At 39.2% G+C, this 12,899-nt stretch carries 13 protein-coding genes; 7 read left to right on the top strand and 6 right to left on the bottom strand.

What is annotated here, in order from left to right; genetic code table 11:
• Positions 1 to 38: 38 nt before the first annotated feature.
• From fabF to IPJ83_07305, 3 genes are read left to right on the top strand one after another with little or no spacing between them, the layout of a single operon-like run.
• Complete coding sequence (fabF, locus tag IPJ83_07315; GenBank protein ID MBK7880350.1) at positions 39 to 1,280, top strand: beta-ketoacyl-ACP synthase II; 1,242 nt, start codon at positions 39 to 41, stop codon at positions 1,278 to 1,280.
• Positions 1,274 to 2,017, top strand: a complete 744-nt coding sequence (gene rnc, locus IPJ83_07310) for a ribonuclease III (protein MBK7880349.1) — start codon at positions 1,274 to 1,276, stop codon at positions 2,015 to 2,017. The genes fabF and rnc overlap by 7 nt, the downstream gene beginning before the upstream one ends.
• A 17-nt stretch (positions 2,018 to 2,034) precedes the next feature.
• Positions 2,035 to 2,982: a hypothetical protein gene (locus IPJ83_07305; protein ID MBK7880348.1), complete on the top strand. Its 948-nt coding sequence runs from the start codon at positions 2,035 to 2,037 to the stop codon at positions 2,980 to 2,982.
• A 207-nt stretch (positions 2,983 to 3,189) separates the two neighbouring features.
• Here the strand turns inward: IPJ83_07305 and IPJ83_07300 are convergent, their stop codons facing one another.
• Positions 3,190 to 3,468 (bottom strand): hypothetical protein, encoded by a 279-nt coding sequence (locus tag IPJ83_07300; GenBank protein ID MBK7880347.1) that lies wholly within the window; start codon positions 3,466 to 3,468, stop codon positions 3,190 to 3,192.
• A 245-nt stretch (positions 3,469 to 3,713) separates the two neighbouring features.
• Between IPJ83_07300 and IPJ83_07295 the strand changes: the two genes are divergently transcribed.
• Positions 3,714 to 4,934 (top strand): metal-dependent hydrolase, encoded by a 1,221-nt coding sequence (locus IPJ83_07295; GenBank protein MBK7880346.1) that lies wholly within the window; start codon positions 3,714 to 3,716, stop codon positions 4,932 to 4,934.
• 25 nt (positions 4,935 to 4,959) lie between these two features.
• Here the strand turns inward: IPJ83_07295 and IPJ83_07290 are convergent, their stop codons facing one another.
• The 4 genes from IPJ83_07290 to IPJ83_07275 all read right to left on the bottom strand — a co-directional run bounded on the left by IPJ83_07290 (position 4,960) and on the right by IPJ83_07275 (position 7,787).
• A complete protein-coding gene (locus IPJ83_07290) occupies positions 4,960 to 5,433 on the bottom strand; it encodes a gliding motility lipoprotein GldH (protein MBK7880345.1) in 474 nt (157 codons plus the stop codon).
• Complete coding sequence (dnaJ, locus tag IPJ83_07285) at positions 5,426 to 6,595, bottom strand: molecular chaperone DnaJ (GenBank protein MBK7880344.1); 1,170 nt, start codon at positions 6,593 to 6,595, stop codon at positions 5,426 to 5,428. The genes IPJ83_07290 and dnaJ overlap by 8 nt, the downstream gene beginning before the upstream one ends.
• 43 nt (positions 6,596 to 6,638) lie before the next feature.
• Positions 6,639 to 7,193: a nucleotide exchange factor GrpE gene (locus IPJ83_07280; GenBank protein ID MBK7880343.1), complete on the bottom strand. Its 555-nt coding sequence runs from the start codon at positions 7,191 to 7,193 to the stop codon at positions 6,639 to 6,641.
• Between the two features lie 69 nt (positions 7,194 to 7,262).
• Positions 7,263 to 7,787 carry a TlpA family protein disulfide reductase gene (locus tag IPJ83_07275; protein MBK7880342.1) on the bottom strand — a complete coding sequence of 175 codons (525 nt, stop codon included), beginning with the start codon at positions 7,785 to 7,787 and terminating at the stop codon, positions 7,263 to 7,265.
• A gap of 118 nt (positions 7,788 to 7,905) precedes the next feature.
• Between IPJ83_07275 and IPJ83_07270 the strand changes: the two genes are divergently transcribed.
• Genes IPJ83_07270 through IPJ83_07260 form a run of 3 tightly spaced genes read left to right on the top strand, consistent with a single transcriptional unit; the run spans position 7,906 to position 10,488 of the window.
• Positions 7,906 to 8,787, top strand: a complete 882-nt coding sequence (locus IPJ83_07270; protein ID MBK7880341.1) for a flavin reductase family protein — start codon at positions 7,906 to 7,908, stop codon at positions 8,785 to 8,787.
• Between the two features lie 30 nt (positions 8,788 to 8,817).
• Positions 8,818 to 9,414, top strand: coding sequence for a Crp/Fnr family transcriptional regulator (locus IPJ83_07265; protein ID MBK7880340.1), 597 nt, complete (start codon positions 8,818 to 8,820; stop codon positions 9,412 to 9,414).
• A 45-nt stretch (positions 9,415 to 9,459) separates the two neighbouring features.
• Entirely contained in the window at positions 9,460 to 10,488 is a 1,029-nt protein-coding gene (locus IPJ83_07260; protein ID MBK7880339.1) for a glycosyltransferase family 4 protein, read from the top strand.
• A gap of 7 nt (positions 10,489 to 10,495) precedes the next feature.
• Here IPJ83_07260 and IPJ83_07255 read toward each other — a convergent pair whose 3' ends face one another.
• The gene (locus tag IPJ83_07255) at positions 10,496 to 12,805 is read right to left on the bottom strand and encodes a hypothetical protein (GenBank protein ID MBK7880338.1); all 2,310 of its coding nucleotides are present in this window, start codon (positions 12,803 to 12,805) and stop codon (positions 10,496 to 10,498) included.
• Between the last annotated feature and the right edge of the window lie 94 nt (positions 12,806 to 12,899).

The following is a 12,899-nucleotide window of genomic DNA, read 5'->3' as shown; positions in this document are numbered from 1 at the left end:
CAAGCCGTCGGAGGGCTTTAACTTAATTGAACTTTTGCATGAGAAGAGTTGTAGTCACTGGTATTGGTGCTTTAACACCTATTGGCAACAACAAGGATGCCTTTTTAAATGGGATAAGGAGTGGCAGCAGTGGAGCCGGACCCATTACTCGTTTTGATGCAACTTTATTCAAAACCCGCTTTGCCTGTGAGCTTAAGGGATTTAATCCGGAAGACTTTCTGGATAAAAAGGAGGCTCGCAAATTGGATCCCTTCGCACAATACGCTTTGGTTGTAGCAGAAGAATGCATCAAAGATTCGAATATCGATCTGGAGTCCGTCAATAGAATGAAGTTTGGCGTAATTTGGGGATCCGGAATTGGTGGTTTTTATACCTTAGAAACAGACCTCTCCGAAGCAGCATTGCACACAGGTGCTCCGAGATACAGCCCTTTTTTGATTCCAAAATTAATTTCTGATATTGCCCCGGGACATATTTCCATCAAATATGGACTTATGGGTGTAAATTATGGAACCGTATCTGCTTGTGCATCGTCCAGTCATGCAATTTCAAATGCATTTGATTTTATACGCCATGGCAAGGCCAACATTATATTGGCAGGTGGTTCGGAGGCAGCCATTACCAGAGCAGGTGTTGGTGGGTTTAGTTCCATGAAAGCGCTTTCAGAAAGAAATGATGATTATGCAACAGCTTCCCGTCCTTACGATAAGGAGAGGGATGGATTTGTTCTTGGCGAGGGTGCCGGTGCATTGTTGCTTGAAGAATATGAACATGCAGTGGCCCGCGGTGCAAAAATTTACGCTGAGCTCTGTGGTACAGGGTTAACCGCAGATGCCTACCATATTACTGCGCCACATCCTGATGGCATTGGCGCTAAGGCAGCCATGGAACTCGCTTTAGAAGAAGCCGGCATGCAACCAGGGGATATTGATTACATCAACACACACGGAACTTCAACACCACTTGGGGATATTGCAGAAGTTAAAGCGATTCAACAAGTTTTTGGAGATCACGCATATGGACTGAACATCAGTTCGACTAAATCCATGACAGGCCATTTGCTTGGTGCAGCCGGCGCTGTGGAATGTATTGCAGGGATTCTGGCTATGAATCACCACTTCATCCCACCTACGATCAATCACTTTACTGACGATCCGGATTTGGATCCGAAACTTAATTTTACCTTTAACCAAGCGGAGCAAAAAACCATTAATGCGTTTTTAAGCAATACCTTTGGATTTGGGGGGCATAACAGTTCAGTGATATTTAAGAGATGCTAGGGTTCTTATTCAGGTTTTTTAAGAGAACAAACCATAAGTATTTTTCAAAGGATAAGTTTTTTGTTGAAAGGCTCAGGACGGTATTGGGCTTTACGCCTTCGAACATTTACCTTTTTAAACTGGCATTTTATCATAAATCCACGCTTAACAATCAAAACAACGAGAAATTAGAATTGTATCAGTCAAACGAACGACTGGAATTTCTGGGCGATGCCTTGTTAAGTTTTGTGGTTGGTGAATATTTATTTAATAAATACCCAAGTGCAAATGAAGGTTTTTTGACCAAGATGCGTTCAAAAATCGTCAAAAGAAAGACCCTGAATGATTTAGCTGAACAAATGGGATTGGATAGATTAATGATGGAATTTAACCAGACTGCGATTTCACAATCCATGTTGGGCAATGCTTTGGAGGCTTTAATTGGGGCCATTTATCTAGAGCGCGGATTTGACTTTACCAAGAGATATATTCTCAAAAAGATACTCCGGAAATACATCAACATTGTGCAACTTGAAACGTATGATGACAATTTCAAAAGTCAACTTTTAGAATGGTGTCAGAAAAATACCAAGGAGATAGATTTCAGAGTAATCAGTAAATATAAAACAGATAAACGCGATCGATTCAAAGTAGGTGTTTTTGTGGATGGCGTAGAAATTGCTTCTGCCGAAGATTACAATAAAAAAAGTGCAGAACAAATTGCATCTGAAATTGCCCTAAATCAATTAAATATTTAAACTTATCCAATGTCTACATGAACTATCCGGTCTTTAAAGCAGGGCGGCTTCCTTCGGCAAGATCAAAAAGGATTGCCGATGGATTAAAGTTGCTTGAAGATTGGATAATTCATTTGTTGAGTCAGGGATTCGAAGTACTTCAAAAGGATGAATCCAGAATTCAGGAAATGGCAACCCGGGCAGTGGATAGCGGCATGCCTGCTATTGGCCGCAGATTAAGAACTCTTCCGTATAAAATAAAATCAGGAAAAGATTGGGTGGAGGAGCTGATGAATGAAATCGGATTAATTTATTTATTTCTGCAAATGGTTAAGGCCAGGGAAAAACATGACTTTATCCATGAAGAAGATCTGCTGGCATTCATGGGCGTAAGTATAAAGAAATCAGATCTCATTAAAGAGACTACACCTGTTGAGGATGATTGGATTTATTTAGGTACGCACCGGGAAAAAGAAGAGAATATTTTAATCCATCGCCATTGGTTTTATGGTCGCAACCAGCATAAGTTTGGACTGTACTTAGAATTTCAGATCAATCGTTTTGTTCAGATTAGAAATTTTGATTTTGGAAAAATGTATTGTGGTTATGTACACTTTTATCCATCAGCTTTGCCCATCAGAATGCATGATGTACCAGAGCAGCATCACATTATCCCGGAGCAAATATCCTGGAAGACTCATGACGTTAAAGAATATCTCGATGTCTTGACCAAGGCTTTATTGCGTAACCCTTTCCTGAAACAAATGCCGGCTTTAATCAGAGATTCTAAAACGATCAAGATTGAGGACAGATGGTTTTTAGTTGGGGTAGATGGAGTTTCTATTGAATTAAATGCAACAGTGGATAAAATATGGCATTTAATGTCTTACCAAATGGATGACACGACTGTCGTCATTGGTGAATATGAGGATAGAAAAATTTTTCCTCTTGCTGTTTATTCTCATGGATACCTCAGAAAAATTTAATGGAAGTATTCTGTTAATTTTTATTTACAGATTTCCCATTTACCTAAATAAGTATTTTTTTTTAGTGTATATATTCCGACTTAGAGTAATTAAAAAATTGATTCAATATTTGTATAAGAGAATTTTAATTTTCAATTTATAGTTTTAACTCTTTACCCTTCTATAAGAGAATCCAATTAGAATTATAAAGAAAACAGAATTATAGGATTAATTCCATCTTACTTTTGAAGCAGCGTAAATTGTAATCGCGATAAGCAGTCCATAAAATGAATATAAGACAAGGTTAGCTGCTTTTTGATGATGAACCTTATGGAAGTAGTACACCAAGGCAGATACGAGTCCGCATAATACAGTTATTGAGCCAAAGGTCAGTTTTGTATTCAGGCTCGCATCTTTAGAACCTGTAGGCATGTTGAATAAGATAAAACAGTTATAAAGGAATAAGGCTGTAATTCCGAGCAACCCATAAAATAGGAATTTAAACATCTAGATATCTATTTTAAATCAAGGCATTAATATATACCTCTACAAACCTAATCATTATTACTCCACCGATTAAATTTGATCGCCTAAATTTGAAGGTTAAATCAAAATAAAAGTGAATGGTCAAGTTTAAAAGCCATAAATAAGCAGAGTTGCGTTGTATTCGGGAGTTAATTGTAAAGTATACCAAATAAACAAATCATCGGGGCAGATGTTAGTCCTCCGATTTCAAAAGAAAAAATTAATACGTGGATTCACTGACTCAAATGGTTTTGGGAGCTGCATGCGGAGAAGCGGTTCTAGGAAGAAAAATTGGAAATAAAGCTTTGATATGGGGTGCATTTGCCGGCACCATACCAGACCTGGATGTGCTGTCCAATTTTTTTATGGGAGATCTCGATGCGCTTGCCTTCCACCGTGGACCAATGCATTCCTTATTGTTTGCCTGCATCATGCCTTTTCCATTGGCCTGGATGGTATTGAAATTTTACGGTTCCGGAATCTACAATCGAAAGGAATATCGGACGGTTGGTTTTATCACGAGTACTTTATTTTTTATACTCATGGCAGGGATATTGAGCTTTCTACTCATCTTCCTGATTGGATCTAAAGGATATTTTCTACCTGTTTTATTGGCCATTGGTTTGTATTTTCTAATCAAAGATCTGTATAAGGAGTATTTAACAAAAGACCAGGAACATCCACAAGTTTCTTATAAAGAGTGGGCATGGTTGTTTTTCTATGCCATTGTCACGCATCCGATTCTGGATGCTTTTACCACCTTTGGAACCAGATTGTTCTGGCCTTTTTCGGATGTAAGAGTTTCTCTTTCCAACATCTCTATTGTAGATCCTATTTACACCATTCCTTTTCTCGCTACTGTAATCGCCTGTGGTTTTTATTCACGTACAGATCGCAGAAGGCAAATTACCAACTGGGTGGGGATTGGGGTGAGTTGTTTCTACATGATGGCCACTATGTCCACAAGAAAGCATGTAGATAAAGTTATGGAATCATCACTAAGTAAACAAGGAATTGTACCTGATAAGATGATTTCTACACCTACTATTTTTAACAATATTCTTTGGTTTTCGATAGCCCAGAAGGACAGTAATTATTACTGTGGGTATTATTCCTTATTCGATAAGGAGCGGAAAATTGATTCAATCAGGGTATTACCCCAAAATCAATACCTGGTTAAAGAGTTTATGGATCAGAAAGAGTTAAAAATTCTGACTTGGTTTAGTGAACAGTACTACAATCTGATGGATTTGGGGAATGGTCGTTTACAATACAACGATTTAAGGTACGGGACGCTTAGTTTTAAATTTGATGATCCCAAAGATTTTATTTTTCATTTTAATCTGACAAGAGAGGGAGACCACTTAAAAGTATTGCCTGAACGGGAGAGGCCTAATCGAGACCCGGAGGAATTGCAAAAATTCTGGGAGCGATTAAAGGGAAACTGAAGGACGAAATAATTTAACTAAGAAATTATTTTCTTTCAACCAAATCAAACCTGACAGCCTTCAAGCCAGGAAATGAATCTACTCTTGAATACTGTTCTATTTTTAATCCATAATCACCCATTACCGGAAACACCGTATTCAAAATGAGTGGGATTTCTGCAGTGCAGGTTCCCATGTTGCAAGTCCCATTTGGTTTTCCGGCAGCATCCAGCAATTCAAGAGATACTTCCTGGGTTTGGACCGATTTATCAGGATAAGAAGAGTGACACCTGACATAAATATTTTGGTATTTCAGTTGGTCATCATGTCGCACATACAAAATCAGGTCATAGGCTTTATGAGTATCCTGAATGGACCAGTTGTATTCGAGCGGTTGATTGTATGTCCAGATCTCTTTGGGAAATTTTATTTCTTTTGAATAGAATGGCCTTCTGCAGGACAGGAAAGAGAGAATGCCAAAGGTCAAAACAAATAAGAGGCTAGATGTCGTTCTATGCATTGAAAAATTCTTTCATCCGGTCGAAAAAGCCTTTTTCTTCAGCGGAAGGATGCGGCTGAAAATTGTTCATACCTCTCATTTTTTCCAACATGGCTTTTTCTTCATTAGTGACACTCTTTGGTGTCCAAATATTTACATGGATCAAATGATCACCTTTGTCATAAGATTGCACAGATGGAATGCCAAGGCCTTTAAGGCGGAAAATTTTTCCACTTTGTGTTCCAGGCGGAATTTTTATTTTAACAGGATTTCCCAGAGTTGGGACTTCAAATTGATGGCCTAAAGCAGCGTCGGCAAAATTGATGTATAGATCATAATGGATGTTCATGCCATCCCTTGAAAATAATTCGTGAGGTTTTTGTTCGATATTGATCAACAAATCTCCGGTCATGCCTCCATTGGCCCCTGCATTTCCTTTACCCCTTAAGGAGAGTTGCATGTTGTCTTCTACTCCTGCAGGGATTTGGATTTCGATCGTTTCCTCACCCATTTCGACGCCACTACCTCGACAACTTGTACAATTGTTGGCTATTTGTTGACCTGTTCCATTGCAAGTAGGACAGGTTGTGGTGGTCTGCATCTGACCCAGGAATGTGTTTTTAATTTGTCTTACGTATCCTGAGCCATTGCAACTTCCGCAGGTTTTTACCGATTTAGCATCCTTAGCACCACTTCCGTGACAGGTCTTGCAGGTTATTTGTTTTTTAACCTTTATTTTTTTGGTCACGCCGGTAGCGATCTCCTCCAGTGTCATGCTAACCTTAATGCGCAAATTACTACCCTTCTGGCCACCGGATCTGCCGCCTCTACCTCCTCCTCGTCCACCGAAAAAGGCATCAAATGGACTTCCTCCATCCCCAAATATATCTCCAAAATTTTCAAAAATGTCTTCCATGGTCATTCCGCCATGACCATTGAAACCTCCACCTGCCTGAGGATCTACTCCGGCATGTCCATAGCGGTCGTATCGGGCTTTCTTGTCGGGATTGCTAAGGATTTCATAGGCTTCTGCAGCTTCCTTAAATTTATCTTCCGCAGCTTTATCGCCCGGATTGCGGTCCGGATGATGTTGCATTGCCATTTTTCGATAAGCTTTTTTGATCGTATCCTCATCCGCATTTTTGGAAACGCCCAATACCTCGTAAAAATCTCTTTTTGCCATATGGTCTCTTTAAGAAAAGTCTGATAATGGAGTATGGAAAAAATTATTTTCCAACGACCACCTTTGCAAACCTTATTATTTTATCGTGCATGTAATATCCCTTTTCCACGGTATCTACAATTTTGCCTTTCATTTCTTCAGAAGTGACAGGAATTTCAGTGATTGCCTCATGGATGTTAGGGTCAAAAGGCATACCGTTGGATTCCATGGCTTCCACTCCTGAATTTTTCATAATGCCTATTAATTTGTGGTGCATCAGTTTCATGCCTTCAGGAAAAATCAAATCATTTTTTTGTTCCTCTGCCAATTTTTGTGCCCGGTCAAAATCGTCTAACACAGGAAGAATGGTTTGCACAAAATCCTGCGCCGCAGTCTTAATTAATTCGATGCGCTCTCTGGTGGTACGTTTTTTATAATTATCAAACTCAGCAAATAACCTGAGGTATTTGTCTTTTTGTTCAGCCAGTTCTGCTTCAAGCTTTTCCTGTGAATCTGTCTTGTTTTCTGTATTTTGAGGTTGAGATTCCTGAGGGGTAGTTTGGTCTATATGCTCGATCTCAATTTCATGTCCTGACATTTTATGCTCTTCTGAACTCATAATTCTTAATTGTTTAACGAATATTTATCTGCTCAATATACTTGCCATTTTGATTTTTCGGTCAAATTGTCAGTTTGCCGGGTGGTCTTTTGCCAGGTAGTCGTCCAGTTCCTTAATGTCAGGGTCAGAAAGGATTATTTTGCCACCGGGCCCGATCAGAAATTTGGTGGGCACTTGTTTGATGCCAAAAATAGAAGCCATGGGGCTCTTGAGCATTTGGGTTTCGACGATGTGGCCAGGCCAGACCAGGCCATCTTTTTCAATGGCTTTTAAGGCAGATTCCCGATCTTGTTCGAGGGCCACGCTTAAAAATTTTATCCCGGAAGCCGACTTGAATTTCCTGTCCTTGTATTTGTCATACATCATGGCAAGAATCGGGTTTTCTCGTCGACAGGGTGCGCACCAACTTCCCCAAAAGTCTAGTAGAAGGTAGTAGCCCCGGTAATCTGAAAGGCTGATATTTTGGCCATTGATGTCCGTAGTGGTAAATGCAGGGGCATCTTCACCAAACACCAGCATAGGCTTGAAGTAGAAATACCTGACAATTAAGAAAGATGCAATTAACGCGAGTCCGATGAGAAAGGATCTAAACATATTTTATAAAGCTTACACAGAGTTAATGGTTTTAATTCCAAAAAGTTGACAGATGGAGATGCACAGGCTTTAAGTCTAAAGAACTACTTTTGGAAAAAATTAAGGATCCGCCAGAATTATGAAAAAAACTATTATCCCGGGCACCCTTCCCACATCTGATCTCCATCAATACTTGTTGGGATCCGTTGCGCCAAGACCCATTGCATTCGTCAGTACTATAGATGAGCAAGGAAGAACCAATCTGGCTCCATATAGCTTTTTTAACGCCTTCAGCAGCAATCCTCCCATCCTTGTGTTCTCCTCAAATCGCAGAGTGGAAGGCAATACCACAAAAGACACCTTGCACAACATTATGGTCGGCAAGGAATGTGTAGTCAATGTGGTTAATTATGAAATTGTGCGGCAGATGATGGTCTGCAGTGTGGATTTTCCACATGAAATCAGTGAGTTTGAACAATCGGGATTGACACAAGAAAAAGCCAGTCAGGTAAAAGCTCCGATGGTTCTTGAATCTCCGGTAAACATGGAATGCGTAGTTCAGGAAATTATCCCATTGGGAGACCAGGGTGGAGCGGGTCATCTGATTATTTGTAAAGTGGTGTGCATGCACATCCGGGAATCGGTACTTGATGAGAATGGCCGGATAGATCCGCATAAGATTGATCTGATGGGCAGGATGGGTAGAGCATTTTATGTAAGGGCCAGCGGAAAATCAGTGATGGCAATGCCTCAGACACAACATCTACCTATCGTAGGATATCCAAACCTTCCAATGCATATAAAAACGAGTAAAATTCTTACCGCAAATGATATTGGTATTCTATCCGGGTTAAAAAATTGGCCGGATAAAATTCATTCTCTGGAGCTACTTAAAGAGGAAGAACAATATGATCTGCTTGTCAAAAATAAAGAGGACATTACAGCTCATCACCAATTAGCCAGGAAATTTTTTGAGGAAGGGAAGATTGAAAAAGCTTGTGCAGTGTTGGCTGTTTGTTAGTTTTGTTAGTTAAACATAAATTCTTTTAAATTGGCAAAATATCCTGATTCTTTCCAGCTGATTCTACAAAATGTGTCCAGACACATTAGCCTGAATGCAGCAGAAATAGAGCGTTTTTTTTCAGTGCTTCATGTTAAAAAATACAAAAACAAACAATTGATTTTATCTGAAGGTGAAATATGTTACAATACCTGGTTTGTTACAAAGGGATGTCTCAGAGGCTATACCACAGATCAAAATGGTTTTGAACATGTGTTAAGTTTTGCTCCGGTAGATTGGTGGATTGGGGATATTTACAGTCTCATTTCACAAAAACCAGGGACACTTAATATTGAAACATTGGAGGCTTCAGAAGCCATATTGCTGCACAGAGAGCATCAAGAATTATTGTATGCTGATGTGCCAAAGTTTGAACGTTTTTTTAGAATTATCATTGAAAAATCTCTGGTACACAACCAACAAAGATTGATAGAAAATCTGAGCCTTTCCGCGGAAGATCGCTATGAAAAATTCTGTCTTCGATATCCTCAATTGGTCAACTATCTGCCTCAAAAACAAATCGCTTCCTATATTGGTGTTACACCTGAGTTTTTTAGTAAAATGAAAAGCAGATTTTACAAAAAGTAAATTTATAAAAATAAGTCATTGAGAATTCTGCTGGATTTATACAAAATGAAAACACTGAACAGTGGTCTGGGTCAGTTTTCCAAGAATTTTGCTGAAACGGCATTGCGATGGACACCTTCAGAATATCAATTGAATTTTTTATTGCCTGCGGGATCAAATTTTGATACACAGCATACCCCTGCGATCAGTGCCAATTTATGGAGAAGATATTTTCCGCAATTCAATCCAAATTATGATTTGTGGCATAGCTTACAACAGTATCCGTCTTTTTTTCCTAATTCAAAGACCAAACAGTTACTTACCGTCCACGACTTAAATTTTTTAATTGAAAAATCAAAAGTCAAACAGCAAAAATATCTGGATATCCTAAAACGAAATATCGAAAAAGCTACCGCGATAAATTGCATTTCAGAATATACAGCTTCGGTATTAAAATCCAGGATAAATGTAGAGGGGAAACCGATGCGGATAATTTATTGTGGAAGTAAAGTGCAAGAATTTCCGGAATTCGTTCCAGATTTTCCCTGGCTGAAAAAGAAATATTTTTTTAGTGTTGGCATATTTAATGCAAAGAAAAATTTTGAAGTGTTGATTCCGTTGATGAATTATTTTGAAGATTATATGCTGGTTATAGCTGGGAATCATCAAACAGCCTACGGAAATAAAGTAAAGGATCTAATAGAAAAGCACCAGCTTCAAAATCGGGTAATGCTCCCGGGGCAAATTAGTGAAGAGGAAAAGTATTGGCTATATGCACACACAGAGGCATTATTATTTCCATCCTTGGCAGAAGGATTTGGATTGCCAGTAATTGAATCCATGAGTCAGGGAAAGCCGGTTTTTCTCAGCAGAGAGACCGCCTTACCGGAATTTGGAGGTGATTTAGCTTATTATTTTGAATCCTTTCAAGCAGAGGAAATGGCGAATTTTATCCAAGAAAAATTGAGTTTATTTTCTCAAAATGGTGTTGAACTAAAGGGAAAATTGAAAGATCAGGCAGCAAAATTCAGTTGGGAGAATTGTCTGAATGCATATTTAAGTTATTACAGTGACATCCACTCCATGAAGAAGTAATATTTTATTAGCGGGTGATCACTATTTTGGATACTGCCCCTTCACTCGTTTCAAAATCTTGTGTACTGTTGGCGAACACTAAATAAGTTCCGGAGCTTACGGGTTTGCCAAGATAATCCTTTCCATACCAAATTGCCGTTCCCCCATTTGCTAAAGTTTCAAAAACAAGTCGACCTGTGAGGTCTGTGATTTTTACGCGGGCATCTCGTGCAAGACCTGAGATGGCTACCGGGCCGGTATAATCCGCATGAACCGGATTGGGATAAACAAGAATGTCCGTCGTGAAAACATCTTTGGCAAATGTAGCCTCTGTCCGGTAAACTTGGATTCCTCTTTCTGTACCAATCCAAACATCACCATTTTTCTGATTGATGGCAATATCAAAAATAGCGTTACTCATCAATGGGCTATTTTCTGTATTAAAAATATACACTTGCTCATCACCGGCAGAAGACTGAACGTATAATCCATTTCTTGTACCAATCCATTTGCGGTTTGCTCCGTCAATTGCGATACTCAGGATATCTTCTGTTTCCAATAAATAACCAATGATACCATCCTGATCCACTTTCCTTCTCGAGCCTTTACAATTGCCCTCAAAAATGGAAGCGCCGCATTCAAAAATGACCGGACCCTGATTAGTCCCCACCCAAACATCACCATCGAGATCTACTTCAACTGTATTGATTAAATTGGAGGTGAGTGAGCTATTGGAAGTATTTAAAATTATGCTGCGGTCGTCTCCCGGATTTGCAGGATCTCCTTCATCAAAAACCATCACTCCGGATTCTCTTCTTGGAATGATCCATTTGTAACCATTACGGTCTACTGTGACACCGATGATTTCCGTGCTAAAACCCGGTAGGTCATACGCCTGCCAGTTGCCATCTTTAGATAAAGAAACCAAAGGTTTTGTTGCCAGAAAATCACATGCCCATAAGGACTTATCTTTTGGACTGATGGCAATGCTGCTTACACGCACTCTGGTCTCATCTCCTTCTGCAACGCCAAGGGCAGAATTGGTTTGATCAAAAAGTGTATATTCATTTTTAGCACGATCATATTGCAAAATGCCTCGGTGGTAACTTGCAAAATAAATTTTTGAACCATCGGCTGTTTCTGCAACATCGACAATATCCCGTATATCTTTTTCATTAAACAAGGGCAAGTTGGATCCATTTATCACATCCCATTTCTTATCCTTATAGGTGTATATACCTGTAGTTTTAAACCGATATTCAAAACGATTGACGATCGATCCACTTGCAATATAAATTCCGTCCGAACCGCTGAATATTTTTTGATAATCTTCATTGAATGGTCCGCTGATGTAAATGGCTTCGCAAGATGAATTAAAATCATTCATGTATCTGAAACCCCAACGATTATCCGCATACCAGATTCTTCCATTTTCTTCCTGCTCCATGCCAAGATTCATGGAAGCGCATTCACCGGTATATTCTTGCCATCCGGTCGATTCCTGGTAATACGCAATTTTTGTATTGCAGTTGGCATTACACTTTAAGTTTAAAATCAAATGTTTTGTTCCCGCTTTCACAAGCTGAGGAGAATATCCCTGACTGGAGTAAGAAGGAATAAATTGTACATCATCTGTAACAAATAATCCAATTGAATTGGCGGTATAAAGTTTATTTTCCCAAATAGCCAGCGAGGTGTATTCTATTGTTGGGTTTAATCCTTCGCTTACACCCAGTAGTTGCCAACTTCCAAAATCCTGTACCAAAAGATTTTTTTTCAAATCAAATTTGTACAGGCCTTTAGCGGTGGCGCTGTATAGAGCATCCTTAAATTGAATAGTAAAATTAATTTTAAGGTTTGGGGTGAAAGCTGTGTAAGCTATGGCACCTGTTATTAGATTCAGGTAACTGATGCCATAATCTGCATTGATAAAAACATGTTGTGCATCCCCATGCGAAATGGATCGGATGGTTTTGTTGATGGGCACATTGTTGTAAATTTTTATATCCGGAACTGCAGATACTCCATCTTCTTTTACCAAATCCAACAGTCCATCAGAGTATGCAACAATAAGGGTTTTGGATTCAGGATGAAAATAAATACAATTTATCTGGCTGCCGGATAAACCTTCCGTGCGTGTGATTTTCTTTGAACTGAAATCACTTTTGTCTATTTGCAGCAGGGAGAAAGCGGTTGCGTAGTAAATATAATCCTTACTTTGGGTGATTTGAAGACCATTGTTGTAGGGAAGATGAGTAACCCACTGGCCTATAAACAATTCAGATTGCGCGCACGCAAACAAAGGAAGAAAAAGGATTAGCAGAAAAGGCTTCAGCATATTTATTGCATTTAACAGCTAGGTATTAACGCAATTTGAAAGTAAAAAGTCTAAGCCTGAGTAAATTTTATCTCAAGCTTAGACTTGAAATATG

This window comes from Candidatus Vicinibacter proximus (assembly GCA_016713905.1).
Lineage (GTDB): Bacteria > Bacteroidota > Bacteroidia > Chitinophagales > Saprospiraceae > Vicinibacter > Vicinibacter proximus.
Note: the sequence above shows the minus strand (reverse complement) of the source record. Positions and strands in the feature narration are given on the sequence as shown.